Source organism: Alloiococcus sp. CFN-8 (genome assembly GCF_049943125.1).
Classification (GTDB): Bacteria; Bacillota; Clostridia; order Clostridiales; family Clostridiaceae; genus JAEXZL01.
In genome coordinates, this window is record NZ_CP188040.1 from 748,767 (window position 1) to 775,178 (window position 26,412).

Genomic DNA, 26,412 nt, shown 5'->3' on the forward strand with positions numbered 1-26,412 from the left:
TGTGCTTAAAAAATATATATTCCCAAAGCTTATTTCGCTTATGAGTCCAATTTATTTAGCTATCAATACAAAAGGAACATCCGCTCCATTCATAGGTGTATTGTCATCTATTGTAAAGGTACTGTAATGAAGGGTAGCTTCATAGCTTCCCTTTGATAATGCTTTTTTCAGTTCAACCTCATAAAGATGTTGTCCAGGTTTTAGATACTTTGACTTATAAATCTCTTCTCCAGTCTCATCTAATGTTACAGACAAAACAAAATAACACTGATTATCCTCTGGATTATAAAAATTCGATGAAACCTTGGTCTCTCCGGCCTTTATATTCCATTCCTCAAAGCCTGGAATTGTTATAGATGCACCAGCATATTGAGCCTGATTTAGGCTTTGCTGTGCTTCAAATTCTATATTCGGCTTTAGTATAAACTGATATCCCAGTACTAAAAAAATCAGAACACAGATTAATGCTGTGATACCTGAAACTATCATTGTATAACCTGCAAGCTCTTTTTTCTTATGCATTTATTCCTCCAATCCGGCTGAAGATGCACTGCTTTTTATCATCAATAGTAAGAATTTTTGCTGATACATCAAAAGCCTCCTTCAGTATTTCTTCATCTACTACCCTATTGATATCCCCTTGGGCGATAATATTCCCCTCTTTCATGATTATTACTTCATCACAAAACTCAAAAGCTAAGTTTATATCGTGAAGGACCATTAAAATTGTTGTGCCATTTTTCCTGTTCAGCTCTGATATTAAGTGGAGTATTTCAAGCTGATAGTGAATATCAAGAAATGTAGTGATTTCATCCAACAGTAAAATATCTGTTTCCTGCGCCAAAGCCATGGCCATCCAAACCCTCTGCATCTGACCACCAGAAAGGGCTGAAATAGGCCTTTCTGCAAATTCTAGAGTTTCTGTATCCCTCAAGGCTTTTTCAATTGCCCTCTGATCCTCCACTTTATCAGAGCCTTTAAAGAATCCTTTATAAGGTGTTCTTCCTGCGGAGACAAGATTCTCCACAGTAATATCTGAAGGAGCCCTATTTTTTTGATGGACAACAGCAATATTCCTTGCCACCTCTGTTCTTTTTATCTCACGAATATCACAACCCTTTAAGGTAATATTCCCAGAGCTTGGCTTAAGGACACCTGATAAAAGGTTCAGAAGAGTAGACTTACCACAGCCATTGGGGCCAAGGATTGCAGTAATTTTCCCATTAGAAAAGGAAGCAGATATTCCATGGAGTATCTCTTTTTCTTTATCATAGGAAAAAGTCAAATTTTCCACAGATAATTGACTTTTATTTTCCATACACTAAACCGCTCCTTTTCAAAAGAATAATCAGCATGGGCCCTCCTATGATTGCCATGATAATTGCTGAGCTGATTTCATAGGGATAAGCTATTCCTCTTCCAAGGGTATCAGCAATAAGAAAGATAACCGAGCCAAGGAGAGCACTGTAAGGAAGAAGCTTCTTGTGATCACTTCCCACTAGCAGCCTTGCAATATGAGGTACTATTAACCCCAAAAAGCTCACAGCCCCTACCATTGCCGTAAATACAGAGGCCATCAATACTGCTACTATAGAAATTATCATTCTAACCTTTGTTATATTTACTCCTAGTCCTATAACTGTTTTATCTGACAGTGATAATAGATTACACTTACCAGCTACCAAGACAGCAAGGACAAGAGAAATCACTGCATAAATGCAAAGTACATAGACATCCTCCCAGGTCTTGAGAGAAATATTGGCATTAATAATGCTTGCTGCTCCTGTATAGGAGTTGCCTGTAAAAGCATTAAAAGCCTGATACAAGCCTGTAAAGAAGGCATCTACTGCAATTCCCGTTAAAATAAGTCTTATAGGGCTGATTTCTTTATTCCATGCCAGAGCATACACCACAAAGAATGCAATCATTCCCCCTGCAAAGGAAAAAATAGGAGTGAAGGGGGCAAGAGCTGGAAAAAATGATGAAACAATTACCGCTGCAAAGGCTGCTCCTGAGCTTATACCGATGATTCCTGGATCCGCAAGAGGATTTCTCATAACCGCTTGCATACATACACCAGACATTGCCATAATTGCCCCTCCCAGGATAGCTACTATAATTCTAGGGAATCTCAGCTCTAAAATAATTGCTACTCTTTCATCATATTCAATAAACAAGCCTCGAAATAATTCCTCTACCGTTACATTAAGTCCTCCTGTATTCATGGCCACAAAAAATGCTATCAATAAAATACATAGGGTTAACAGAAAAGCTATTATTGTTTTTTTCCTTGTTATCTTCATTTTGACTCACCCTTAAAAATTGGACTAAGATATTCCAAGGAATCCGTCCAGGATAGAGTAGCACTCATACCAAAATACTCTGAAGGAAGATAAGATATTTTTCCTTCCTGCACTGCTTCAAAATACTGCCATGTTTTATTGCTAGAGAATTCTTGTTCCATAAACTTAAAGGCATCCTCTTCCGCATAGTGAGCAAAGACAAAAATATGGTCTGGTTTCTTCTGAACTATATCTTCAGGATTTATATTTACAAATCCGTTTTCATCGCCATTATAGGAGGAATCATAAACGTTATTACCTCCAGCAAGCTTCACTAGATTACCTACATAGGAGTTTTCCGTTGCTACAAGATAAAATCCATCAGGAAAGGCCATAAGTAAAAGTATTTCCTTCTTCTCTTCACTTCCCTCTCTATAGCCTTCTATATAGGTCTTATAATCATCATTTAATCTTTTTGCTGCCTCTTGGCAATGAAGTAGCTCTCCAAGAGAATTAATAGCACTATACATACCTTCAACACTACTTAAATCCAGAAAAGCCGAGGTTATTCCTGCTGCCCTATAGCTTTCTGAAAGACTAGCTTCTAAGCTCTTTGGAGAAAGCACTAGGTCTGGTGATAGGCTTTTAATGATCTCTAAATCTGGATTCATAGGAGAACCAACAGTTGTAAGCTTTGCATATTTTTCTGGGATACTGTTAGAGGTTTCTGGTATACCTATAACATTATCAAAGCCTAATTCATCAAGTATTTCACAGATGGCAACAGAGGTAGCAACAATTTTCATATCCTTTCCTGTAGCGCTTCCAGAAGCCTTCTGTGGAGCTGAGGCACACCCCGTAGCCATAAGCATTATGCCTAATACAGGCAAAAGTAATTTTCCTATTTTAAACATTCTTTTCTCCTCTTTTACTCATAATAACTAGAACTATTCCGATGATTATCACCATAACTGCAACACAACCGGTTATCATTATTACAGGCAAATTATAAAAAGCTAGATAATTTATCTCTTTATCCTTTACTTCTTCTACATTCGCATCTTCATCAGCATGATAAATGTTAAGTCCATCCATGGCTTCTACATTACCGGAGCTTTTATCCTCTGACTCTTCCTCTTTATCTAAAACTGGTTTTTCTTTATCTTCAGTTGTTTCTACTTTATCTACAGCTTCCTCCCCTCTATCAACAACTACATTTTCTTTATCTGTAACCGTTTCTTGAGTGTTTTCTTCTACTGCATCCTGTGGTTTAGTAGGAAGACTGTTCCAATCAACCTTTAAGGTTGCAGGATAAGAGGAAGAAGAACCTCCAATGCTATTGCAAAACTGAACACCCATAACATTGCTGTTGATATAGAAGGTCAGATTGTAGCTATCACTTTTATGGGATATAGGAAATGTAATGGAATCTACATAGTTTACCTTTTCCTTCTGTGCATTTTCCGCTGTATCACTGCTAAGGGTATAAGAAACCTTGTCTGTTATAAGCCTTCCAGAGGCATCATAAACACCAATGGTTCCACTTTTTACTCCTTTATCCTCAGTAACATAAGAAGGAGAGGCATCTATAAAGGTATCACAGGTTATGTTATATATGGTCACAGAGCTCTTGGTAAAGTATAGAGTCATAGATTTTTCACCATTAGCAGAAACATGAACCTCTGAAGCTTTCAATAATGGAGCCCCAAATTCAACTCCTCCCATGGCATTTACATAGCAGCTAAGACTAGAGTTAACCCTATAGGTTCCTTCAGGCAAATCCTCATAGGTATATGCAAATGCTTTAACAGTACCAAAGCTCATAAAAACTGAAAGCATCATTATAACGGCAATATATTTTAAGGCCTTTTCTTTAAATCTCCACATTTAATAGTTTCCTCCTTATAGTAAAGTATGTGGTTAACGATAGTTAGTCTAGACTAACTCAATCCCTTTAAATTAAGCCGATTTCTCGGCCTTTTGTTCCAATATATACATTTTTTCAAGTCATCAATGCTTATTAAATATCAGCTCTTCGGTAGTTAGTTATAACTAACTACCCTATCTAAAAAAAGTGCTTTGATTAAAGCACTTCTTTTAACAGTTAGTAATTTAACATATATATCGACACATTGTCAACAAAAATACATTAATTATTAAAAAATATTTAATTTAATTATATAAAACACACCAAGAACTTTTCTTGTTATAACTGTTTACTATTACTTCTATAATTCTATTCACTATTACTTTTTATTTTTACTCTTAATTAATTTTAGAACTGCCACTATACCTATTACTATTGATGAGACAATTATAATTGGTCCGTACGAAATTAATATTTCCATAATAATTTGCCCTCCTATAATGATTTATGAGAAAATATGTCTTTTATATAATTACCTATTACGCCTAGGAGATTGATGAATAAAAATCTCCAAGTATAATTATAGATATTAATCCAATATTTGTAAATAAAATAACAATCAAGGGCATAACAAAAAGCCTTATCCTATTTATCAAGGATAAGACTCCATTCTTTATACTTATTATACCTATAGCCTTCTCAATGTTATGCCTCCATAATACCAAACTTCTTCTTAACTCTCTCCAGCTTCTGAAGGAGAGGCTCTGACAACAGAAATAAAAATACTACCGTTGCTGCAGCATGAATAAGGTTAAATACTAAACCGGAGGAAAACATAGTTAAGAGAGCTTGCCAGGTTATCGTTGAAGAGAACATAAATAGCGAAGCAGAGTCCAATAGAAGACCATAAATAATCAAGGTAGATAAACCTCCATATATGCATAAAGGCACTAGCTTTGCTTTTAAAATTCCTTTAGAGAAGAGAACTCCAGCTAAAAACCCTATAATTCCAAAGCCAAACATCTGCCAAGGTGTCCAGGGTCCCTGTCCAAAGAAGAAATTTGAAATAAAGCCAATGGAGGCACCAGTAATAAAGCCTGATTCTCCTCCAAAGGCAACCCCAGTGATAATCACTATGGCTACCACGGGCTTAAATTGAGGAAGCATATAAAAGGCAGCTCTTCCTGCAACTCCAATAGCCACCATAACGGAAAGAATAACTATCTCTCTGGCTTGAGGCTTTCTATTTTCAAACTTAAAAGCAAAGGGAAGCATGGAAAGAAAAATAATCATGAGACTCACAATATAGTATTTTCTATCATCCCACACCACTATTCCTAAAAATATAACCAAGGGAATAGCAATTAATATTAATAGTGCTGCAAATATAGTGCGGTGAGGAAGATGAGCATCTTTTTTTATCCTTCTTGGAGCTGTTGGCTGCATGCTTCTATCACCTCCTGCGGTAGTATTGCCTTTGGAAACAAGTGTCTTGCCATACGGTTAGCTGAGGTAGTATAAAAATGATTGCCGCTGAAAAAAGCTCTTGGCGCATTTTCTGATATTATTGAGCCATTAAAAAACAATCCACACCTAGTGGAAAACTCTGCACAAAACTCAATATCGTGGGATACCACAACTATAGCTTTTCCTTTATCAGCTAGACTCCGAAGAAGCTTTCCAAAGCTCTTTTTGAAAGCAGCATCCATTCCTTTAGTAGGCTCATCTAAAAGGAGGATATCTGGCTTACCTACAAGTAGCTTTGCAATGGCAGCTCTCTGCTGCTCCCCTCCTGATAGGTCAAAGGGATGCATTGTCAAATAGGGTTCAATATCCATAGCGGCAATTGCAGTCCTAAGCCTTTCCTCCTTTTCCGCCTCAGGGATTTTCTTTCCCTGGAGCATCTCCTTAAGATCTTCTTCCACAGTGTTTTTTACAAAAATACTTCTAGGATCCTGACAGAGGGCTCCAATACCTAACTCCCAGGGAGAAAAACATGTCTTTTCAACCTTTCCCTGTACAATCACCTTACCTCTATAAGGCTTATTTTCCCCTGCTAGCAGTGAAAGGGCTGTACTTTTCCCAGCACCATTACCTCCCACAAGAGCCAGAATTTCACCAGAATAAAGGTCCATAGATAACCCCTTTATAATATCCTCTCCTTCCCTGCTATAACGGAAGAAGCATTCCTTTAATTGAAGAACTGAATCCTTCCTCATTGGAGTACTATCACTTGTAGTCTCATTAGTTTCTTTATCTTCTACGGAAGTTCTATCACAACAATTCTCTGCTTCTCTCTCATCTATGCAAGCTTGAAGCATCCTACGGCCTTCCTTAACTGTAAGGGGACAGGTTCCTTTAAAAGAAATCCCTCCAAAAACCCTGACAGGAGTAGGCATAGCCTGGAAAATAGGATGCTTCTTGCTTTTAAGTGTAAGAGCTACCTCTCTCGGTGCACCACAAGCTATTAGTCTTCCACTATCCATAACAGCTACCCGGTCAGCTAAAGGAAGAGCTTCTTCTAGGCGGTGCTCTGAGAGTATTATAGTTAATCCAAGCTCTTGATTTAGCTTCTTTAAGGTATTTAAAAACTCCGAAGCAGCTATGGGATCAAGCTGACTGGTGGGCTCATCGAGGATTAGCACCTCAGGACTCATAGCCATAACAGATGCCAAGCTTAGAAGCTGCTTCTGCCCACCAGAAAGCTCTGTTACACTCTTATGAAACCACTGCTGTATTCCAAAATAACTAGCCATTTCTCCTACCCTGAGCCTCATTATTTCCTGGTCTACTCCATGATTCTCCAAGCCAAAGGCAAGCTCATGCCACACCTTATCTGTCACTATCTGATCCTCTGGATGCTGAAGGACATAACCAATTCTTTGAGACTGCTCCATAGAATCGTATTCCTCTAAGGGTCTTCCTTTAAACAAAACCCTTCCCTCCCTACTTCCGTAGGGGGTAAGCACCGATTTAAAATGACGGAGCAGGGTGCTTTTTCCACAGCCAGAACCTCCGCAAATAAGCATAATTTCCCCATCCTCAATGGTTAGATTAATATTATTTAGAGCACTTCTAGTAGAGTCTGGATATGAAAAGCTCAAATTTTCTGCTGTAATGATGTCCATGTATATTCCTCCTTTAGGTTTAAGAGCATAGGGATATTACAAAACACTCCATAAAAAACATAGCCTGCTATAGCTAGCACTCCACTATGATTTTGTTTAATTGAGGGGAAGTATCTCATATAAATTGCTCCAGACAAAAGACATCCTATAAATCCAACACTTAACAGGACCATAGCTGCCAGCAAGAGCTTATCCCTAGTATAGAAACTATATATGGAATAGGCCGTTCTTCCCCTATGGCCGTAGCCCCTGCTCTTCATAGAATCAGCGGTAACCACAGCATTTTCCAAGGCCCAGGTAACAGTGATTGATAGAATCTTCATAGCACATATTACCCTTTTTAGCACATTTCCCTTAGAGACATAATTCCCTATCATTCTTTGAGCCGATGTTACCTCCTTTATCTGCTCCTTAAATCTTGGTACAAACCTTAAGGCCATGGAAAGAAGTAGAGAAAGAGAAGGAATAATCCTTCCAAATAAATAAATGAACTTATCGGAGGTCATAACATTGTTATAGCAGGAAAACCAAATAATCACTGAGGCAAACATTACTGCAGCAGATGCTCCATAAGCCACCGATTCTAGTGTCACTGGATTACCATTAGAGAGATAGAACAGTATTGTCACCCCTGCATGGTTGAACAAAGGATTAGAAATAGCCATAAGGATTATTAATGGAAGTACTGCACAGAGCTGAAATTTCAATGCTTTCCTTCCCTTTTGATATATAGCATAAAAGGCAGCGGAGAAGAGGGAAGTGGCAAGGAATATAGGCTGCATCACCAGCATAGTGATAGTTAGTACCACACAAAAGAAATAAAAGTTAATTATGGGATGTATTGAGGAAAAGCTATCTCTCATGATTAGTTCCCTGTTAGGTTCCAATCAGAACCAACGTCCCTTCCTAAATCGCAGGTGTATCTCCATTCCACCACATCACCAGCCTTAAGCTGATAGCGGCTGCTGCCATAATTGGGATACCAACCGTTAACCCTATACATCCATCCCGATAGTTCTCCACAATCAAATTCATATAGATTATTTATTCCTTCTACATAAGCACTATTATAGATAGGCGTCCAGGAAGCCTCCATGGGTATGCCCTTTTCCCTACAAAGCCTTAGAAGAACATCATAGACAGACTCTCCCTCATAAAAGGTAACCGTCTGCTTTTCAAGGATTATCCCATTGGAGGGAAGAACCTCCAGCTTAGATGAATCAAGCTTATCCAAATTATTAAATATGGTGGAACACTCAATAAAGAAGGTAGCTGTATAGCTCTTTTTATCATTTACTGTAGTATCTTCAGGCTCCACTGGCTTTGGTTTGCCTTCTGGAATCGGATCCGTGAGATACTTATCCTTTTTACTCTCTGCAGATGATAGATATTCATCCTTCTCTGTTTTATTCCCCTTCTGATTATTTGTTTCTTTACTATTGTTATCTACCTTATCTCCCTGAGAGGAGTTGTCTTTATCAGATTCAGCAATCTCTGGATTCTTATCCCCTTTAGCCATGAGCTCACTACCAAAGGTTTTTACTGTAAAGTTCACTATAGTAGGATTACCGCTAGTTAAGGAAGCACCAGTTATACTATTACCCTTAGAGTCATAAACTGTAGCAGTCTTTGAAGTCCACTCTTCTGGAACATATAAGGATAGCACAGGCGAAAATCCAAAATCCTCTTCACTACTTAATTTTATAGAAACTGTCTCATCATCTAAAATATCTACGGAAACTCCCATATTCAGGTCATTTGGCCTAGTAATATCAGAGCCAAATACTGTCCAGCTATACTTTACCTCACCATCATTCCCTATAATGGTGATAACGGAATTTTCCTCTTTTAGAGCCTCAAAAATCTCAGCATCTACAACCCCACTTTCATCTAATTCAATAGTGGAACTGAGAGTAACCTCATCACCAAAGGAAGAGCATCCTGTTAGAAATAGAAAACAAATTAAAATCAATATATTTAGAAAGGCTATTTTCTTTTTCATATCATTCCCCCACAACAATTCTTCCGTCGATAGTTTTTAGAGTACCCTTCACTACAGCCAGTGATTTCTCTGAGTCAGAGGCTGCCAATACTCCATCAACTATAACTAGATCATAAATATCTCCTGGTAGAGCACTACCCCTAAGCTTAAAGGAGAGTCTGACCAATACATCTTGTTTATCTTTTTCAAAACCTTGAGAGGAAAAGGAGTAACGACCTCCTGTAGAATCTAGATAGAGTATATTGATTTTCCCCGTTTTATTGCTGTACTCAGTATTTACCTCCCACATTGGTAGAGCAAGATTACTGCCAGAAGCATTCTCATCTCCTAAAATAAGAATGTTCCCTTCCTCTATTCCTAAAAATTCTAGTTTTGAAGAATCAAAGGTTATAGAAAGGCTTGCCGCAGGAAATAGCTGTTTTTCGGGCATATTGGATAGTGTTACATCAAGAAGGAAAGGCTCAGAGTTAGTACTACTTAGTTTTCCTGAAGACTCTACCTGAATATTTGGTGTCCTGAATACTATCTCTTCAATTTCATCACGAAATATAATAAATAGAGAAAAAAGCGCGGCTACAATAGCCACAGAAATACTGCAAAATAATACTTTTTTCTTCCTGCTTAATGATGACCAAAATTTTTTTAACTTTTTCATATTTATACATAAAAGGCAAGAGGAAACCCTTGCCTTTCCTTTCTATTAGTTTGCTTTAAAGCTAGTACCAAAAGAGACTATTATAGGCTCTGTGCCATTTACAAAATAATCAACAACACCTAAGGTATCGAAGGTATTAACTCGAGAATCTCCATTGATATTCATAGCAAGTATTTCATCATCCTCTGGAGCATCACTCTTACGAAGCCAAGCATTTACTACATCAAGTGCATCCTGCGCATTTACTACACCATCGTAATTACCATCACCAAAGAGAACTGAGCCAGGAGATACTTCTTCTGTTATTTTGTAATTTTCAATATTACTGAGGTCTGATAAAACTACCTCTGTGGAGAACATGGCTACATAAGTGTTAACACCAGTTTTTTCTGTAAGCTGAGGTGAATACTTTAGCGCTGTACCATCGGTATAAGTCAAGGATATAGCCTCATGATTTTCTGTTATCAACACAGCCACAGCCTGGAGATCCTCTGGTATTAAGTCCACCCCATCACCAGCATATAATTGGTAGGCATATGCTTTCCCTTCATTTTTAAGCTCTACCTTTGTAGTACTGCTTGCAGTAGCAGTATCTATAACATGCATTGAATCCTCAGCAGTAGAATCGGAATTAATTTTAAAAGACATTCCACTGAGAGCAAAGTTAAGTGTATCGGAAACAGAGCTATCGGTTATTTCAAGAGAAACTGTAAAATATTCTGCAGGAAATGCTGTACCAGAAACAGTTATATTCTCATACTTATCATTGTAATAAGCTATCCGAAGCTTACCTGTATCCTCCTCAAGGAAATAGTGTACATTTCCTCCTACTGCACGGCTACCCATAGTAACATTAGTTACCTTTACTCCCTCTGGGATAGTCATAATAGCATCCATGAGCTTATAATCCTTTGTGCTGTCCCAGTCAGATAAGGATACTGTCACATTAAAGGTTGTACCTTTACTTCTTTTTACCATGGCAGGAGCACTGAGGATTGCTGTGACTTCCTTAAAGTCATCCTCCTCCACTGGGGGATTTCCCTGCTTCACATCAGACATATCATAAAGAGAGGTTTCTCCATTTTTAAAACGATTATAAGCAACCAGTGCATAAACACTTTGGTCTGTAGCCATAGCATCTACCTTACCATTTAGAACATGCTTAAAGGCAGAATTATCCTTATCGTAGAATTTCATAATAGCATCTATAGGTGAACTATCATTTTTAATAAAACGGCTGTCTGTATCGGGATTGATTCCTAAGGAAGTTAGTGCAACTATTACCTGGGCGATACTTTCTGCATTTACAGTACCCCAGGAGGCATAACCACCTTCTGCATTTTGAATATTTGACAGAACCTTAATTCCTCTTTCTACCGCAGCTTTTACTTCTGTATTCTCATTAAAATATGGAGCAAGGGCCTGAAGAGCCATTGAAGTCATATCTGGATCAGGAGTTGTACCTGATAGCGCCCAACCACCACCATCAATTTCTTTGCTCAATATATAATTGATGCTATTAGTACGAATTGATATTCCATCGGTATCAGCAACCTGGTAACCATAGGTATCCAGTGCAATCAATGCAAATACAGGACCATTTAACCCCTGCTTCTGCACCCAAGTAAAGTCAGACAGTGGCTCTACAATATTATAGTCACCAACCTCTGTTGCATCCTTACCAATGGCAGCAAGAGTAAGGATAAGCCTTGAGTTTTCTGTAGATTTTACTTTATGGAGCTTTCCATCAAGAGCTATTGAAGCTGCTGTCTCATTAACTGTTTTTACGATTCTGTCATAGTAATCGGAAAAATAGCTATTGTTAAGGTCATAATAACCTCCACGAGCAAGGGAAAGCACTGACCATTCACCAGCTGAGGTGCCAAAGTTAGGCTCAGTAACCGTAGCTGCAAGCTTAGCTAAAGCCGGATTGAGGACAGCTGAAACATCCTGACCCTTCTCAACTTCCTCATTTCCTCCTAAGTAATCGTTGTAAGCACTAAGAAGTGCTTTTGTAGCGGAATCCACTGATGCCTGAGTAGCATCTATGGTTTCCATAACAGAAAGTGCAGCTGTCTTTACTTCCTTATTCTCTACAAATACCTCAGGAGCATATTTATTGATTTCAGCATAGAGCTTATAAAGCTCACCCTTATCAGCTCCTTCATATAATGCTTCATTTCCCCATCCTGAAGATATACCTAAATCGGAACCAAAGCCTGAGAGAGTAAACATCCATCTAATAACATGGGTTCCATCGTAGGAAGTCTTGCCGCTTTCATTATTATCAAGATACCACTCAGTAGCCCCTGCTGTTGCCAGGGAATCATCAAGGGTAAACATCCATCCAGACATAAAGCTATAGTCAAATTCTCCAAGCCACTGATTACTGTTTCCATCGTCAGCAGTTACACCATTATCAACAAGCACCTGTGGTATATTTACCTCGCCTTTATCAACGCCATAAAGAGTGGATAAATATAATCCCATATCATAATTACCTTCAGTTTCATTAACACTGATCCCCTTATCCTTCAGCACCGCATTAGTAACATCTGCAGAAGTAAGTCTATCTTCATCTACACTTCCATCTAATATTTCAGCTATCTCTCCATAGCTGTACAGCGTAGGCTCCACATAATAGCCCTGTCCCAAAGTTAAGCCTTCAAAGGCAATGACAACATATCCATCCTCGGTATTTCCTACACTCCCTGTGGAAGCGTTAGCAGTGTAAGATATAAGCTGCAGCATAATCATCAGTGCAGTAAATAAGCAAAGCATTTTCTTTTTAAATAATTTCATAATAATTCCTCCCAATTTATCTTAATAACATAACAATTATCAAAAATAAATCTAAGTGGAGTTAATAAAGTCCTTTAGTGTGTCCACGCACATTCTCTCACCTCCTGCTAAAATTTGCATAAAAAAAGAGCTCCGGTTTCGGGAACTCAAATAACACAAATTTAAGCAGTACTGCAGAATGCAGAAACACCGCTAATTTTTGTCATTAGTTTTCCTCGAAACCATTGGACTACTGGTACAGTAGGCAAGTCTTCTGACTCATGGATCATTCTAATAACCGTTTCCTTCCCACACTAAAGTGCAGTGGATTATAACGGCTTTCGTCACCATTTACAGCAGCGGGACTGTTCCGGATTCTCACCGGATTCCTTTTTAATATGCCAAAGCATAACCAACTGTAGCTATTAAATTGTAAGCTTATTCTAACATATACATATGATATTTAAAAGATTTATATTATATATTTATAAAACTTTTGTATATTTTTTAACCACACCTTAAATATTCTGTTACGAATTTATTATCCAACTAAATAAGCATGGCCACAAGGGCATGCCTATTATAATGTCACAGCCTCTTACATCAAAGCCTTCTCTTATTAAAGCTTATTACCGCTACAACCACTGATAAAACAGCAATAGCAACAGCTATAATTAAAGGCAAGCCATAGCTATCAAAGCTTATCCCATTCTGAGCTATGAGCTCCATGGACAAAAGCTCCATTGGCATAAAATTACCTATCTTAGGTAGAGCACTGATAATATACATGATTATAAATACTCCTCCACTGAAAAGAAGACTGGAGGTAGCACTGGTGGTAATTACAGCACCTAACATAACCAGCGACATCAGCATAATACCAAATAAATATATACCTAATGCTGCAGGAAGGATATTATAAATAATGCTATTATCCCAATAAAATCCCGTATAGCTATAGGTGAGGATAAAAAAGATAAAAAAGTAAATAGTCCAAGCTATGATCATAAATGACAGCTTTGCAGCTATTACCTTCCATCTTTCTAAGCCCTTTGTTAGAAGATTAATCAGGGTTCCTCTCTGATATTCTGAGGCCATTATCCCTGCAAAAAATATAGCAGGTATTATTATCGCTATAGATAAATTCTTATAAAACTGACTCCAGGAGGTAAGGGCTGTAACGGTAACCTCCTGAATAATCATTCCCTGCTCCGCCAGCTCCTCCCCTAGCATTTCAAATAGAAGTGGAGTAAGCTTTGCCAGTGCTGGATTCATTATTCCCTGCAGCACAGCTAGAGCCATGAGGATAAATAATTTCCCTCCTCGGTACAGCTCCAAATATTCTTTGTGTATAAAAGCAAAATACTGTTTCATTATTTTGATGTCACCTCCAGGAATAAATCCTCCAGAGTGGGTTCAAGCCTTATGATTGATAGCGGCTCAATTCTGTTATCAACCATAGCCCTCATAGCTGTGATTACAGCATCCTCTCCGCTATTTTGAAATACAAGCTTTGCTGCTGATTTCCTTTGATAATTAGAAAGTAATCCTTCTATAGCTTTAAGCTTTAAAAATGCTTCTGCATCCTGAGCCTTAACAAATTCTATTTCAAAGCCTTTAGCAGGACGCATATCTCTTATATCCTCAAGACTTCCGCTGAGAGCCAGATTTCCTTCATGAAGAACTCCAATTTCATCGCATATCCTTTCTACATCGGATAATATATGAGTGGAAAACAGTATGGTGGTGCTTCCCTTTAGTGAGTGAAGTATATCCAGTATTTCCTTTCGACCTTCTGGGTCAAGAGCTGAAGTAGGCTCATCGCAAATAAGGAGCCTTGGCTTATTTAAAAGGGCCTGAGCTATACCTAATCTCTGCTTCATTCCCCTTGAAAAACCCTTGATTCGCTTTCTCCTGGCAGCTTCAAGTCCTACAGCCTCCAGAAGCTTATTAATCCTTTCTCTACACTGCTTTTTGTCCATCAAAGAAATTTCTCCACAGAGTGAAAGATATTCCTCAGGAGTCATAAAGTTATAAAACTCAGGAACATCAGGGAGATATCCTATAAAGCTGTTGGTTCTGCCCTTGCCGTACATAACCTTCTCACCATTAACATAGATTTCCCCTTCATCTAGGGTATAAAGTCCCAAAATCATTTTCATGGTTGTGGTCTTTCCAGCTCCATTTTTACCGATAAAACCGTAAATCGAATTCTCATTTATAGAAAAGCTTAAGTCTTTGATAACCTCTTGGGCTCCAAAGGCTTTGCTTATCCCCTTAACCTCCAGCATAGGTTTCATTTAGTCCTCCTCTTTTCCTAATAGAAAATATAAAACAGGTCCCCAAATCTGCATACCGATAATTACTATAGCAATCCAGAGCCCTCGACTTCCTCTCTTATAATGCTTATGGGTTAGTATATGCCTAAGGCTAATTGCAAGTAGAATTATTTGAATTATCACTAGTGGTATTATTAAAGGTAAATATTCTTTAATTTCTGCCATGTCTCTTTTCCTCCTGAATAATTGATTCCTTAATCCTTATATATTCCTCTTCCTCAAATAAAATATCCAAAGGTGGACTTTCCAATAACTTATTTATATCTGATATAACCAATCTTTCATTTCTTACAGGAGCTGTTCCTAAATCAAAATCCTCCAGCCAGGGTTCTATGAGATTAAAAAACTCATCTCCATGAAGCTTAATTCCATTTCTTATTACCCCTAAGACAGAATTAGAAAACTTTTCAAGCATCCTCAAGGCTTCTTTTTTTCTGTTATGGATACAATAAAATACAGTGCTATAATAATAAATTATTAGAGCTGTATTTTCATGAAGCTTATCCACCTGAAAAATCTCCATTATTCCTTCTAGTCTTCTTAATATCTCCAAAGATATCTTTTCATTATTTAAATTCATAGAAAAAAACATCGTTCCATTAGAAAGCAAGGATAAGAGATTTATATACATACTTATCTGTGCAAGCTCTTGAGCCTTATCCATCTGATTATTCATCTGATAAGCCTGTATCAAAAGACCTTCCCCCTGCTTTGTCAGCCTCTTTGGATCTAAAATCCTTTCAAGCCCCGTGATTGCTTCTTCAATATCATTCATCTGAAGCTGTGCTCCCCCCCTCATGATGATAGCATCATTAGATAATCCTGCATCGCCACTCTTTTCTATTATGCGATTACAGAGGTCAACAACCCTTTTAAGTATTGCCTTCTGCTCTCCATCATCCTTGGCTAGGGTATAATGGTTAATCCAAAGTACCGTCAGCTGCATAAGCAGCGGATAACAGGAATAATATTCCCTCTCCAGCTGATTAATTTTCTCTACAACCTCTTCAAAAGGAAGGGTAGCAAAATCCTCCGCCAATTTGTGGTACACTTCTTTTATTTTTTTCTTGGACATCTGTGCTTCATAACCAACTAGCCTATCTATAGTAATATTAAAATATCCTGCAATCCTGGGCAGGAGAACTATATCAGGAAAGCTCTGACCGTTTTCCCACTTGGAAACGGAAGCCTTAGTAACCCCAAGGAATGCAGCTAGCTCTTCTTGTGTAATCCCATATTCTTTTCTAAGCTTAGCTATGTTGCTAGCTAATTTAAAACCCTCCAAAATAACGCCTCCTTCCTACTCTATAACTTATTTCTTTAAATGTGTTCTGTAATATTAATATACTCTATTGCCATTTCATTAACAATGGATTTAAAGTTGACTTTAAGAAACAAAATCAACTATTAGGAAACTTACACTAAAAAAGATTTGGATCTGAAGCCATATTAAGGGGAAAGAAAAAAGAACAATTACCTTTTGTTTAGTAATTATTCTTTCTTTAATCTTATACATTCTCTAAAAATACTCTTACAATTTCTATTAAGATCTTTTGATATTATAGTAATTATAAGCTCTTCAAGGGCTGATATTATTGCACTTAAAGAAAGTAACCCCCCTGTAATACTTATATCCAATATTTCAAGTAAAACCGGTGTACAAAAAAGCAAAAATCCCGTAATTTTATTTGAATAAGTGTGTAAAGAAGAAAAAGACTGATATTTTTTATACCCAATAAAGTATGCAGACATGCGAATTAATAAAACTATAAAAACGCATAACCAAAGCCATTCTGGAATTGAAACACTTTGAATGAATACAATAATCATTGACATTCCAAAAATAATATCTGCAATACTATCTAGCTTTGCTCCTTTTTCACTTTCCTGCTTTAAGCTTCTTGCAGCATATCCATCTAAAATATCACTAATTCCACAACATAGATAGAGTATCCAAAATAAACAGGATAAAGGTCGTACACATAATATAATAATTGAAGCTATGATTCTTATACCTGTAAGTATATTAGCTAAATTCTTGATAAAATCACCTTCTAAATTTCCAGGATACTTGTCTCTAAAAATAACAACAAACTAGCACTTCTTCAAGCATTTTAATCTAAGGTCTTAGCCCCAAAGGATTCGTAATATATATCCATAAGCATTTCTCCCAATTCATAATTATCTCCTCCGATCCAATCTCCTTTTTCATTAAGCTTTCTGAAGAAATATCCGGGCTCCTCTCCAGTTAATATAATATCTTTATTGCCATCCTTATATAATATTTCTATAATAAAGCTTTTTCCTGCAACAGGCCCTTTCTCTCTATCCTCTTCCGTTCGGCTTGAATAGGCGGAGATAGCTACAATTGCATTAAAATATTTTTCTATCTCTTCCTTCTCATCTGAGTCTAGATAAATATATTCCTTATAATCATTCTTTCTCGTCTCGCTATTATAAAACAACCTATCTCCATAGATTTTCATTCTCTCAACCTCTGATAAGCTTCCCGTTACTAAGGACTCCCCAGTAATATTTTTTACTGCAAAGGCAGTTGATATAGCAACGATTATTATCAATATCAAAGGGATAATCTTTTTCATCATTTTCATTCTCCTCCCATTTAACACCACAGCTTCTTATACTCTTAATAACTAGCTTTATTTATTCTAAGTTAAGCTTTTTATTGATAATCTCCTCTAATACGGTCCAGAATATAATAGCTAAAATTACACTAGTTCCCACGCCAACGACTAATATAATGCTCAAACCATTATTAAGAGAGTTCACTGTAAGCCACTGCTCCTCATTGACAAAGCCCACAAGAAACATGGTTATAAAAGAAATAACCCTAACCACTATACTAAATATAAGATAAGCTCCAAAGGAAGCCAGCTTCTTATTCTTAAAAAATAAATGTCCAACAGAAATGGATAAATAGATCATTAGTATTTCACAAATATATCCAGCAAATACCGCTAACATTATAGTCTTAGCAAGGGATATAATATCTATACCAAACCTAATATAAAAGCTCAACACAATATTTTCATAGATACTATTAGTACCACCAAGAATTTGTCCATAACCATTATATATACTGTTGAAAGCACTGCCATCATAGTAGCTAATAAGTAGCGACACTATCCCTATAATAATACTGACCATAGTCCAGAATACTGAAGCCGTAAGCTTCGCGGTGAGATGCCTCCATGGGCTTATAGGAAGAGTAAAGGTTAGATAGCCCTCATCACCAAAGAAGTTTTTATAGAATCTCTCAACAATAACATAAAGAGTTACGGCAATGAGACCAATTATACAAGCAACCTGCAAAAACATAGATAGCTCACTCACTAGTTTTGATATTGAACCACTGACATCAGTAGCCTGATAACCCCCTTTAAACCCATTAGTGAGCTTACTGATTATAGTAAAAACAATTAATATCCCATATATAGGTAAGAACTTTCTCCAGGTTGCCTTAAATTCATATTTAATAAGCTTTATTAACATTTAAACACCTCCTTAAATAAGCTATCCACAGACTGTCCTCGCTCTTCCCTAAGGGAATCCACAGAAGAGGTTAAAACTATCTCACCCTTAGAAATAAAGATTACATCATCTAAAACCTTTTCAACGTCTGATATGAGATGTGTTGAAATCACTACAGAGGCTTCAGGGTTATAATTGCTTATGATAGTATTTAAAATATAGTCTCTTGCAGCAGGATCAACAGCGGCTATGGGCTCATCCAGTAAATAAAGGTTAGCTTGTCTACTCATCACCAATATCAGCTGTACCTTCTCCTTAGTTCCCTTGGACAAGGTCTTAAGCCTGTCCTTAGGATTAATATCCAACCTATGAAGCATATCTAAGGCTTTAGCTTCCGAAAAATCCCTGTAAAAATCCTTAAAAAAGGCTACTAGATCCTTTACCTTCATCCAATCATTTAGGTAGGTTCTTTCTGGAAGATAAGAAACCATAGCCTTGGTTTTAACGCTAGGCTTCAAACCATTTATTAATACCTCCCCTTTATCAGGAACTAATAGACCATTAACGAGCTTTATAAGGGTAGTCTTACCGCTGCCATTAGGCCCTAATAGCCCTACAATTCTTCCAGGCTCTATAGTTAGATTAGCAGCTTTAAGAGCTTCCTTTTTGGAGAAATTCTTAGATAAATTTTTGCACTCTAATATAGCTGTCATTACTTTTCCTCCTTAATAATTCTGCCCAGGAGCTCTATGAGCTCTCTTCCTGTTATCCCCAGCTTTTTCATGCTTATTAAAAATTCTTCTACCTTCTCTAGGGCAATGGTGTCTTTAATCTCCTCAATCATCTCACAATCCTCCGTAATAAATCTTCCACTAGTCCTATGGGAAAATACTAGCCCCTTACCTTCTAGCTCACTGAGTGCCTTCTGCATAGTATTGGGATTCACCCCTGCCTCTTCTGCCAGCTCCCTTACAGATGGTAACCTATCTCCCGGCTTATAGCAGCCAGAAATTATCCTGAGCACAACCTTTTCTGATATCTGCTGATATATAGGTCTATCGGCTCTTAACTCCCAGGCCATCACATCACTCCTTCCTATTCATATATCTTTATCTCAAGTTTTTTATTTCACATAATTAGTTTTCCACGAAGTTTGTATTATTGTATTAATCACTTAATACAATGGTACAGCTGTTATATGTAAAAGTCAACCATTTTTACCATTTTATTTTATTTGCTCCTTATACTTAAAATAGTCATGGACAAGCATATATTATCCTCAAAAGCTTGTACTAAAAAACACTTACCCTTTCACGCTATTACTCTACTTTGATAAAGCAATCCTTATTAAAAAAAACGCCACTTTTCTATCACTTATACACTTTATTACCTAAGCTATTGAGAAAATAACAAATAATTACTATTCAGTAAAAATTACTATTTTTTAGCTTGTAAACGCTTATTCTATCGCATATAATAAAGGCATAGAAGACAGAAATAATTCAAATCAGGAAATTTTTCTTTTAATTTTCTGATTATTTCCGCCAACCTAATTATAAGGAGTAGTGAAGTATGATAGATTTTATTAAGAATTTTTTTATGATAGATAAAAATATAGCTCGTTCCAACACCCTTGATCAGATGGACTTTGAGGATAGACTTAATCATTATAAAAATAATGATGTCAAGGTTAATAGTGAACCCAGGGAAACAACTACCTTTTTCTTTATATAACAATAAATTAAAGAATTATAAACTATACGCTAGAGATAAAAAGAATAGCTTAAGATAATCATAAATCGGGAATACTGAAGCCCTATATCAAGGGATTTTCAGCTTCCCGATTTTTTATGTATTTTATAAATAGCATCCAGGTATCCTATTACTTCTATAAATCATTATGTTATAATATTATTAGTAACTGGAAAATTTTAGGAGGCTATAATGGATATATCAAAGCTAATTGCTAACAAAGGTCTTTCCCAGCTGGAAATAAAAGTCCTTAAATATATGCTGGAGAACCTCTCACTCTGCCAGAAAATCGGAGTTAGAGGAATAAGCAAGCATAATTACACCTCCACCTCTACCGTTATGAGGCTTGCAAAAAAATTAGGCTACTCAGGCTTTATTGATATGATTTATGGACTATCCTCACTGATAAAAGAAGATTCCTGTGGTAGCGAATATAGCAGTGAATTCTTAAATAGCCTAAGCAATGTTGACCTCATGAAATTTAATAAAAGAAACGAAGTGGATAAGTTTTTAGATTTGCTATCTCGAGAGAGTCATAAAAGCATTTTCATCTATGGTACTGGCCTCTCCTATGTTCCTGCTGAGTACCTCTATAAAAAGCTTATGATTTTAGGAAAGAGCTGCATCATAGCTACCGGCTCCGATTCCATAGGTATATTTGAAAATAACCTAAAAAATATTCATTTTATGATTGTTTTCTCTAAATCTGGAGAGACACCAATAGTCATAGACAAGGTTTCTACAGCAAAGAAAAACGGTATAAAGATAGTTTCTTTTACCAGTGAGACGGATAATTCTCTGAGCTCCATGGCAGATGTGTGCTTTCGGATACAAGACTTCAATAAGCTAGATGATAGAAATCTTCTTCCCAATACCTTTTACCCAAAAACCTTCATGCTTATAGAGCTATTACTTTTTGAATTAACCTTAAACACAAAAGCTTTTTGAAAACCTGTTTCCCATTAGGGTAACAGGTTTTTTACTGCTGATAAATTATGTACAAGTAGTTAATAATCTGTTTATAATTTAATTGTAAACATTTACCATAATATGTAGGGGGTTATTATCAATGAAGGAAAAGCTAATGAACAAACTGCAAGCATTTTCTAAAGGAATGTTTGTACCCGTACTCATCCTTCCCATAGCTGGTATCATTATTGCCCTGGGTAATATATTGACCAATGCCAGGCTAGCTGAATATCTTCCATTTCTCAACAATAAGGTAATCTTTGGTTTTGGAAAGCTCTTATCCGGTTCACTTGTATCAATTTTAGTGAATTTAGGCCTCATCTTTGCCGTTGGCTTATCCATAGGTCTGGCAAATAAGAAGAAGGCCGAAGCAGGTTTTACTGCTGTACTGATTTTTTTAATATTTATCAATGCAATGAATAACTATCTCAGTGTTACAGAAAAGCTTGTTCCAGCTGATGCCTTAAGAGGCTCTGGTCAAACCACCGTTCTAGGGGTTCAAATTCTTGATATGGGTGTTTTTCTTGGTATTATTCTAGGTATTGTAGTTTCCTACATCCATAATAAGTACTGCGAAAAGGAATTTAAGGGTGCCTTCCAGATTTATGGCGGCTCAAGATTTGTCTTCATATTACTGATTCCTATAACAGTAATATTGGCTGTGCTTCTCAGCAATATCTGGCCTTTTGTACAGCAAGGAATAAGTGCCTTAGGAACCTTTATACAGAAAACAAATAATTTTGGTATCTTCCTTTACGGGGCTCTTGAAAGGCTTCTCATTCCTACAGGACTTCATCACCTAGTTTATACGCCTTTCCTCTATAGCTCCTTGGGCGGAGTTGCTGAAATAGGAGGACAGGTATATGAGGGTGCTAGAAACATTTACTTTGCCGAGATGGCTGATCCTAATCTTGTACAGCTTTCTAAATCTGTTATTTGGGATGCTAGAGGCTTATCCAAGATGTTTGGACTTTTAGGTGCATGCCTTGCAATGTATCATACCTCTAAGAAAGAAAATAAGACTAAGATAAAAGCATTATTAATCCCTGCAGCCTTCACCTCCATCTTGGCTGGAGTAACTGAACCCATAGAGTTCTCCTTCATGTTTGCCGCACCAATACTCTTTGTAATACATTCTGGCTTAACAGGCTTAGGCATGGTTGTTTTAAATCTCTTTGATGTAAGAGCCATAGGCCCCAACGGCATTATTGACTTCTTCCTATACAATGTACCTCTAGGAATCTCAAAAACCGGATGGCCAATGTTCCTATTGATTGGAGTATTCCAGTTTGCTGTATACTACTTTATCTTCAGATTTATTATTACAAAGTTTAAGTTAAAAACCCCAGGGAGAGAGGACACCCCTGAGGAAACAAGACTCTACTATAAAAGTGACTACAAGGAGAAGGTAAAAGCCTCCGATGAAAAGAAGAGTGCTACTATAATCCCTATTTTAGTGGAAGCTTTAGGAGGAAGGGATAATATCTTAAAGGTAGACAACTGCTTTACAAGATTGAGACTTATTATAAAGGATACCTCTCTTGTGAAGGAAGATAGACTTAAAAACGAAACGGGTGCTAGCGGCGTTATTATTAAAGGAGAAAATGTTCAGGTGATTTATGGACTAAAGGTTTCAACTATCAAAAAGAACGTCGATGAATATTTAGGCATAGCTATAGAATAATCTAGGAGGAACAAAATGAAACAATTTATATTAACCATTGCCGGTGGTGGGAGCACCTATACACCAGGTATTGTTAAGAGCCTTTTGATGAATAAGGATAGATTTAAGCTGAAAGAGCTCAGGCTTTATGACATAGATGGGGAGAGACAGGAAAAAGTAGCCCTTATAGCAGCTAAGGTCATAGAGGAATATGATAAGGAGGTTAAGCTTATCACAACCACAGATCCTGAAGAAGCCTTTAAAGAAGCAGATTTTATATTTTCTCAGATGAGAGTTGGAAAATATAAAATGAGAGAGCAGGATGAAAAAATTCCTCTTAAATATGGAGTTGTAGGACAGGAGACCTGTGGCCCTGGAGGTCTTGCTTATGGGATGAGAACTATATTTCCCATGATAGAGCTCATTGATCTGGTTGAAAAGTATGCTAGTAAAGACCACTGGATAGTAAATTACTCCAACCCAGCCTCTATTGTTGCAGAAGGAATAAGGCGATTAAGACCCAAGGCAAGGGTTCTAAATATCTGCGATATGCCCGTAGGAGTTATGAGGAATATGGCTGCAATCCTAAAGGTAGACAGAAACAGCTTAGTGGTGGACTACTTTGGACTTAATCATTTTGGCTGGTTTACAAGAGTTATGGTGGATGGAGTGGATAGACTTCCTGAGCTGAGAAGCCATGGTGAAAAGCATGGTTTGCTGGTGGAGGATATGTCAAAGGTAGATGCCCAGCACTCAGATCCTTCCTGGATAAAGAACTACAAAAATATTAAGTATATGCTGAGCTTCTTCCCTGACTATATACCTAACCCCTATCTTCAGTACTATCTTTTAGGTGATAAGGTAGTGTCAGAAATGGACAAAAACAGAACCCGGGCTAATGAAGTAATGGAGGGAAGAGAAAAGAAGCTATTTGATGCTGTAGAGGAATATAAAGCCACCGGTAGGGTTGATTTATCCTCCTTTTATGTAGGGGTTCACGGACAGTTTATAGTAGATGTGGCCATCTCCTTGGCCTATAACCTTAGAAAGAGATTTTTAGTCATCGTTGAAAATAAAGGAGCCATATCAAACTTCCCCTCTGATGCAATGGTTGAGGTTCCTGCCTACATCACCAGTGATGGACCTGAGGTAGTGAGGATAGGAGAAATACCTACCTTCTACAGAGGTATGATGGAGCAGCAGCTTGCCTCAGAAAAGCTCATGGTAGATGCCTGCCTGGAGGGCTCCTACAATAAAGCCCTCATGGCCCTTACCATGAACAAAACCGTACCTTCAGCCTTTACAGCAAAAAAGCTCTTAGATGATTTTATCCTTGCTAATAAAGGATACTGGCCTGAACTAAAATAACTTATAAGCTAAATAACTCATGAGCTGCAGCTCATGAGTTATTTCAAAGGGCCCCCATCAGGAGTCCATTTCTTTGTAAGATAGTTTAACTACTTCCACACCCTCTTCAAAAATGCATCTGCCAGAGAAGGCCATTTTGCAACTTCATAATCAGGCTTTGTATCAATACTTCCTTCTCTTCTTTTGCGCTTCATGGCTTCATAGAATTCTTCTTTATTACTTGCCACAATGTCTTCTGCTCCTTCAGGAAGCTGTATTCCTTCATCAACATAAACCCTATAGCAGTCATACATCTGCTCCCAGGTATAGCTTCCATTACCCACATCTCCAGCTGCCCACTGATCATTGGGAATAGACATTCCATGTCCTCCCTCAGGGTATATATGCAGTTCACAGGCTACATCTCTCTCCTTGCAGCTTTTAGCTACAAGGATGCTATTTTCTACAGGAACAACAGAATCCACAAGTGTATGCCACAAGAAAATAGGAGGTGTAGAGGCTTGAATCTGTTTTTCTAAGCTCATCAGCTTCTTCATTTCATCTGAGGGGGAATCACCTAATAACAATCTAAAGGAGCCTTCATGGGCATATTTCCCTGCTGTTATTACAGGATAGCTTAAAATCACAGCATCAGGACGAAGGATATTCTGCTCTTCTCTGGACAAGTTCAACCTCTCACTAAGCTCCTGTCTTCCATAATGAACAGCCAAGCTCATAGCTAGATGTCCTCCTGCTGAAAATCCCACAAGAGCGATTTGATTATATATAACCTTATATTCTTCATTATTACTTCTTATATGATATAGGGCTCTAGATAAGTCCTCCAAGGGCTGCCATAGTAAGGACTTACTTTCCATATAATTGGTAGTATAGGTAAGAACAAATGCTTGGTATCCCATTTTATAAAAATGCAGGGCTACATTCTCACCTTCTGTAGGAGATACAAAACCATATCCCCCTCCTGGGACAATGATTACTGCAGGTCTTTTTTCCATATCCTCATATAAATATCCATGTATAAAAGGGATAAACTCCTTTGTTGGATAATCATACTCTTCCTTTTCATACAATCTTTTTTGAAACTCTATCATAATATCCACCTATCCTTTTTCCAGCCTTTTATTGGCTTATATACTTTTCTTTAGATATAACTTCAATATAAGCTTATGCATGAGATAATACAGGAAACATCAATCTCTTTTTCTCTATAACTTCTAATCCCTTGCCCCTAATAAATAGGGTTGAATTCTCCTCCTGGACTTCTTCTAAATGATACCCTTCTCCATTAATTGGAGTAAAACCAAGGAGAACCTTTTTCACTTCAGGTCCAAAGGCATCTATCACCTTATCTAAATCCACCTTATGGTCTGCTATTATCTGTTGCAGGAAAAGCGTGTCCTTAGAAACTTCAGCCATAGCATAGCAGCTCTCTTTTTCTAAATAGTATACAAGATTACTGTTCATTGTATAAAAGGCTATAAGTCCAAGATTTTTCACATTAAATCTATCATTACATACACTATTCTTCACAGCTTCTAAAAACATTGTCCAGTTTTCCTTTGTTTTCATATCAAAATCTTCAATAGTTTTTAAAGCACCTAAAGGGACAACGTCCTTGCTGTATTGATATTCTTTACTCTTTACAAAACCAAACTTAGGATAGAAATCTAAAACCGTATCATTAGCAAAAAGATAAAACCCGTCCACCTTGGACTCATATTCCTCAATTACCTTTTCCATAAGATATCTACTGAGGCCTTGTCCTCTATAATCCTTATGAGTCATCACCGTACCTAACTGAATAAAGTGCTTATCATCACCATCAAGTGAGAAGTCCATAATATTAACAGAGACATTTGAAATAACCTCCCCCTTGTCCACCAAAGAATAAGGTATATAACCGTCTCCCCAAAATCCATTATTGTACCAGTCAGTAAAGTTTAAACCAAAGGTTTCTCCTGCAAGATGATTAAAACTTGTCCGCAGTGTATCATCATCTTTATAATTCTTGGCAAAAGTGTATTTCATAGTTAACAACTCCAATTTATAAAGTGTCTACGTTAAAGAATAATATTTAAAATATTATTATCTTAATGAAAATCATATAAGTCCCT

26 protein-coding genes and 1 riboswitch are annotated in these 26,412 nt (G+C 37.2%); of the genes, 4 read left to right on the forward strand and 22 right to left on the reverse strand.

The window, feature by feature from the left end; translation table 11 throughout:
• Nucleotides 1–51: 51 nt before the first annotated feature.
• The 20 genes from ACPWSR_RS03315 to ACPWSR_RS03410 form a co-directional block, all read right to left on the reverse strand.
• Entirely contained in the window at nt 52–522 is a 471-nt protein-coding gene (locus ACPWSR_RS03315) for a hypothetical protein (protein WP_426350281.1), read from the reverse strand.
• Entirely contained in the window at nt 515–1,318 is an 804-nt protein-coding gene (locus ACPWSR_RS03320) for an ABC transporter ATP-binding protein (protein WP_426350282.1), read from the reverse strand. The genes ACPWSR_RS03315 and ACPWSR_RS03320 overlap by 8 nt, the downstream gene beginning before the upstream one ends.
• Nucleotides 1,308–2,303, reverse strand: coding sequence for a FecCD family ABC transporter permease (locus tag ACPWSR_RS03325; RefSeq protein ID WP_426350283.1), 996 nt, complete (start codon nt 2,301–2,303; stop codon nt 1,308–1,310). Before ACPWSR_RS03325 ends, ACPWSR_RS03320 begins: the two co-directional genes overlap by 11 nt.
• Nucleotides 2,300–3,196: an ABC transporter substrate-binding protein gene (locus ACPWSR_RS03330; protein ID WP_426350284.1), complete on the reverse strand. Its 897-nt coding sequence runs from the start codon at nt 3,194–3,196 to the stop codon at nt 2,300–2,302. Before ACPWSR_RS03330 ends, ACPWSR_RS03325 begins: the two co-directional genes overlap by 4 nt.
• The gene (locus ACPWSR_RS03335; protein WP_426350285.1) at nt 3,189–4,169 is read right to left on the reverse strand and encodes a hypothetical protein; all 981 of its coding nucleotides are present in this window, start codon (nt 4,167–4,169) and stop codon (nt 3,189–3,191) included. The genes ACPWSR_RS03330 and ACPWSR_RS03335 overlap by 8 nt, the downstream gene beginning before the upstream one ends.
• Before the next feature lie 685 nt (nt 4,170–4,854).
• On the reverse strand, nt 4,855–5,595 hold the full coding sequence (locus tag ACPWSR_RS03340) for an ECF transporter S component (RefSeq protein ID WP_426350286.1): 741 nt from the start codon (nt 5,593–5,595) through the stop codon (nt 4,855–4,857).
• The gene (locus ACPWSR_RS03345; protein WP_426350287.1) at nt 5,568–7,277 is read right to left on the reverse strand and encodes an ABC transporter ATP-binding protein; all 1,710 of its coding nucleotides are present in this window, start codon (nt 7,275–7,277) and stop codon (nt 5,568–5,570) included. Before ACPWSR_RS03345 ends, ACPWSR_RS03340 begins: the two co-directional genes overlap by 28 nt.
• Nucleotides 7,250–8,140: an energy-coupling factor transporter transmembrane component T gene (locus tag ACPWSR_RS03350; protein ID WP_426350288.1), complete on the reverse strand. Its 891-nt coding sequence runs from the start codon at nt 8,138–8,140 to the stop codon at nt 7,250–7,252. The genes ACPWSR_RS03345 and ACPWSR_RS03350 overlap by 28 nt, the downstream gene beginning before the upstream one ends.
• A 2-nt stretch (nt 8,141–8,142) precedes the next feature.
• Nucleotides 8,143–9,279 carry a DUF4430 domain-containing protein gene (locus ACPWSR_RS03355; protein WP_426350289.1) on the reverse strand — a complete coding sequence of 379 codons (1,137 nt, stop codon included), beginning with the start codon at nt 9,277–9,279 and terminating at the stop codon, nt 8,143–8,145.
• A 1-nt stretch (nt 9,280) separates the two neighbouring features.
• Nucleotides 9,281–9,865, reverse strand: coding sequence for a cohesin domain-containing protein (locus ACPWSR_RS03360; protein ID WP_426350290.1), 585 nt, complete (start codon nt 9,863–9,865; stop codon nt 9,281–9,283).
• A gap of 114 nt (nt 9,866–9,979) precedes the next feature.
• Nucleotides 9,980–12,736: a hypothetical protein gene (locus ACPWSR_RS03365; protein WP_426350291.1), complete on the reverse strand. Its 2,757-nt coding sequence runs from the start codon at nt 12,734–12,736 to the stop codon at nt 9,980–9,982.
• Nucleotides 12,737–12,962: 226 nt separating this feature from the next.
• Nucleotides 12,963–13,147, reverse strand: a riboswitch (cobalamin riboswitch).
• A gap of 171 nt (nt 13,148–13,318) precedes the next feature.
• Nucleotides 13,319–14,089, reverse strand: coding sequence for an ABC transporter permease subunit (locus ACPWSR_RS03370; RefSeq protein WP_426350292.1), 771 nt, complete (start codon nt 14,087–14,089; stop codon nt 13,319–13,321).
• Nucleotides 14,089–15,015 (reverse strand): ABC transporter ATP-binding protein, encoded by a 927-nt coding sequence (locus ACPWSR_RS03375; protein WP_426350293.1) that lies wholly within the window; start codon nt 15,013–15,015, stop codon nt 14,089–14,091. The genes ACPWSR_RS03370 and ACPWSR_RS03375 overlap by 1 nt, the downstream gene beginning before the upstream one ends.
• Nucleotides 15,016–15,219, reverse strand: coding sequence for a hypothetical protein (locus ACPWSR_RS03380; protein ID WP_426350294.1), 204 nt, complete (start codon nt 15,217–15,219; stop codon nt 15,016–15,018).
• Nucleotides 15,206–16,339, reverse strand: coding sequence for a helix-turn-helix domain-containing protein (locus ACPWSR_RS03385; RefSeq protein ID WP_426350295.1), 1,134 nt, complete (start codon nt 16,337–16,339; stop codon nt 15,206–15,208). Before ACPWSR_RS03385 ends, ACPWSR_RS03380 begins: the two co-directional genes overlap by 14 nt.
• Before the next feature lie 206 nt (nt 16,340–16,545).
• Nucleotides 16,546–17,139, reverse strand: a complete 594-nt coding sequence (locus ACPWSR_RS03390) for a CDP-alcohol phosphatidyltransferase family protein (protein WP_426351347.1) — start codon at nt 17,137–17,139, stop codon at nt 16,546–16,548.
• A 29-nt stretch (nt 17,140–17,168) separates the two neighbouring features.
• Nucleotides 17,169–17,660: a hypothetical protein gene (locus tag ACPWSR_RS03395; RefSeq protein ID WP_426350296.1), complete on the reverse strand. Its 492-nt coding sequence runs from the start codon at nt 17,658–17,660 to the stop codon at nt 17,169–17,171.
• 58 nt (nt 17,661–17,718) lie between these two features.
• Complete coding sequence (locus ACPWSR_RS03400; protein WP_426350297.1) at nt 17,719–18,567, reverse strand: hypothetical protein; 849 nt, start codon at nt 18,565–18,567, stop codon at nt 17,719–17,721.
• Entirely contained in the window at nt 18,561–19,259 is a 699-nt protein-coding gene (locus ACPWSR_RS03405) for an ABC transporter ATP-binding protein (protein WP_426350298.1), read from the reverse strand. The genes ACPWSR_RS03400 and ACPWSR_RS03405 overlap by 7 nt, the downstream gene beginning before the upstream one ends.
• Nucleotides 19,259–19,627, reverse strand: coding sequence for a GntR family transcriptional regulator (locus ACPWSR_RS03410; RefSeq protein WP_426350299.1), 369 nt, complete (start codon nt 19,625–19,627; stop codon nt 19,259–19,261). Before ACPWSR_RS03410 ends, ACPWSR_RS03405 begins: the two co-directional genes overlap by 1 nt.
• Before the next feature lie 491 nt (nt 19,628–20,118).
• Between ACPWSR_RS03410 and ACPWSR_RS03415 the strand changes: the two genes are divergently transcribed.
• The 4 genes from ACPWSR_RS03415 (at nt 20,119) to ACPWSR_RS03430 (ending at nt 24,298) form a co-directional block, all read left to right on the forward strand.
• On the forward strand, nt 20,119–20,280 hold the full coding sequence (locus ACPWSR_RS03415; RefSeq protein WP_426350300.1) for a hypothetical protein: 162 nt from the start codon (nt 20,119–20,121) through the stop codon (nt 20,278–20,280).
• 210 nt (nt 20,281–20,490) lie between these two features.
• Nucleotides 20,491–21,246, forward strand: a complete 756-nt coding sequence (locus tag ACPWSR_RS03420; RefSeq protein ID WP_426350301.1) for a MurR/RpiR family transcriptional regulator — start codon at nt 20,491–20,493, stop codon at nt 21,244–21,246.
• Nucleotides 21,247–21,367: 121 nt separating this feature from the next.
• Nucleotides 21,368–22,951, forward strand: coding sequence for a PTS transporter subunit EIIC (locus tag ACPWSR_RS03425; RefSeq protein ID WP_426350302.1), 1,584 nt, complete (start codon nt 21,368–21,370; stop codon nt 22,949–22,951).
• Nucleotides 22,952–22,966: 15 nt separating this feature from the next.
• A complete protein-coding gene (locus ACPWSR_RS03430; protein WP_426350303.1) occupies nt 22,967–24,298 on the forward strand; it encodes a 6-phospho-alpha-glucosidase in 1,332 nt (443 codons plus the stop codon).
• 89 nt (nt 24,299–24,387) lie between these two features.
• Here ACPWSR_RS03430 and ACPWSR_RS03435 read toward each other — a convergent pair whose 3' ends face one another.
• Together ACPWSR_RS03435 and ACPWSR_RS03440 are read right to left on the reverse strand one after the other, a co-directional pair.
• Nucleotides 24,388–25,389 carry an alpha/beta hydrolase gene (locus ACPWSR_RS03435; RefSeq protein WP_426350304.1) on the reverse strand — a complete coding sequence of 334 codons (1,002 nt, stop codon included), beginning with the start codon at nt 25,387–25,389 and terminating at the stop codon, nt 24,388–24,390.
• A 73-nt stretch (nt 25,390–25,462) separates the two neighbouring features.
• Entirely contained in the window at nt 25,463–26,326 is an 864-nt protein-coding gene (locus tag ACPWSR_RS03440; protein WP_426350305.1) for a GNAT family N-acetyltransferase, read from the reverse strand.
• Between the last annotated feature and the right edge of the window lie 86 nt (nt 26,327–26,412).

Coding starts and splice junctions, on each gene's coding strand:
- ACPWSR_RS03315 (WP_426350281.1), bottom strand. CDS start 522: ATGCATAAGAAAAAAGAGCTTGCAGGTTATACAATGATAGTTTCAGGT.
- ACPWSR_RS03320 (WP_426350282.1), bottom strand. CDS start 1,318: ATGGAAAATAAAAGTCAATTATCTGTGGAAAATTTGACTTTTTCCTAT.
- ACPWSR_RS03325 (WP_426350283.1), bottom strand. CDS start 2,303: ATGAAGATAACAAGGAAAAAAACAATAATAGCTTTTCTGTTAACCCTA.
- ACPWSR_RS03330 (WP_426350284.1), bottom strand. CDS start 3,196: ATGTTTAAAATAGGAAAATTACTTTTGCCTGTATTAGGCATAATGCTT.
- ACPWSR_RS03335 (WP_426350285.1), bottom strand. CDS start 4,169: ATGTGGAGATTTAAAGAAAAGGCCTTAAAATATATTGCCGTTATAATG.
- ACPWSR_RS03340 (WP_426350286.1), bottom strand. CDS start 5,595: ATGCAGCCAACAGCTCCAAGAAGGATAAAAAAAGATGCTCATCTTCCT.
- ACPWSR_RS03345 (WP_426350287.1), bottom strand. CDS start 7,277: ATGGACATCATTACAGCAGAAAATTTGAGCTTTTCATATCCAGACTCT.
- ACPWSR_RS03350 (WP_426350288.1), bottom strand. CDS start 8,140: ATGAGAGATAGCTTTTCCTCAATACATCCCATAATTAACTTTTATTTC.
- ACPWSR_RS03355 (WP_426350289.1), bottom strand. CDS start 9,279: ATGAAAAAGAAAATAGCCTTTCTAAATATATTGATTTTAATTTGTTTT.
- ACPWSR_RS03365 (WP_426350291.1), bottom strand. CDS start 12,736: ATGAAATTATTTAAAAAGAAAATGCTTTGCTTATTTACTGCACTGATG.
- ACPWSR_RS03370 (WP_426350292.1), bottom strand. CDS start 14,089: ATGAAACAGTATTTTGCTTTTATACACAAAGAATATTTGGAGCTGTAC.
- ACPWSR_RS03375 (WP_426350293.1), bottom strand. CDS start 15,015: ATGAAACCTATGCTGGAGGTTAAGGGGATAAGCAAAGCCTTTGGAGCC.
- ACPWSR_RS03380 (WP_426350294.1), bottom strand. CDS start 15,219: ATGGCAGAAATTAAAGAATATTTACCTTTAATAATACCACTAGTGATA.
- ACPWSR_RS03395 (WP_426350296.1), bottom strand. CDS start 17,660: ATGATGAAAAAGATTATCCCTTTGATATTGATAATAATCGTTGCTATA.
- ACPWSR_RS03400 (WP_426350297.1), bottom strand. CDS start 18,567: ATGTTAATAAAGCTTATTAAATATGAATTTAAGGCAACCTGGAGAAAG.
- ACPWSR_RS03405 (WP_426350298.1), bottom strand. CDS start 19,259: ATGACAGCTATATTAGAGTGCAAAAATTTATCTAAGAATTTCTCCAAA.
- ACPWSR_RS03410 (WP_426350299.1), bottom strand. CDS start 19,627: ATGGCCTGGGAGTTAAGAGCCGATAGACCTATATATCAGCAGATATCA.
- ACPWSR_RS03415 (WP_426350300.1), top strand. CDS start 20,119: ATGATAGATTTTATTAAGAATTTTTTTATGATAGATAAAAATATAGCT.
- ACPWSR_RS03420 (WP_426350301.1), top strand. CDS start 20,491: ATGGATATATCAAAGCTAATTGCTAACAAAGGTCTTTCCCAGCTGGAA.
- ACPWSR_RS03425 (WP_426350302.1), top strand. CDS start 21,368: ATGAAGGAAAAGCTAATGAACAAACTGCAAGCATTTTCTAAAGGAATG.
- ACPWSR_RS03430 (WP_426350303.1), top strand. CDS start 22,967: ATGAAACAATTTATATTAACCATTGCCGGTGGTGGGAGCACCTATACA.
- ACPWSR_RS03435 (WP_426350304.1), bottom strand. CDS start 25,389: ATGATAGAGTTTCAAAAAAGATTGTATGAAAAGGAAGAGTATGATTAT.
- ACPWSR_RS03440 (WP_426350305.1), bottom strand. CDS start 26,326: ATGAAATACACTTTTGCCAAGAATTATAAAGATGATGATACACTGCGG.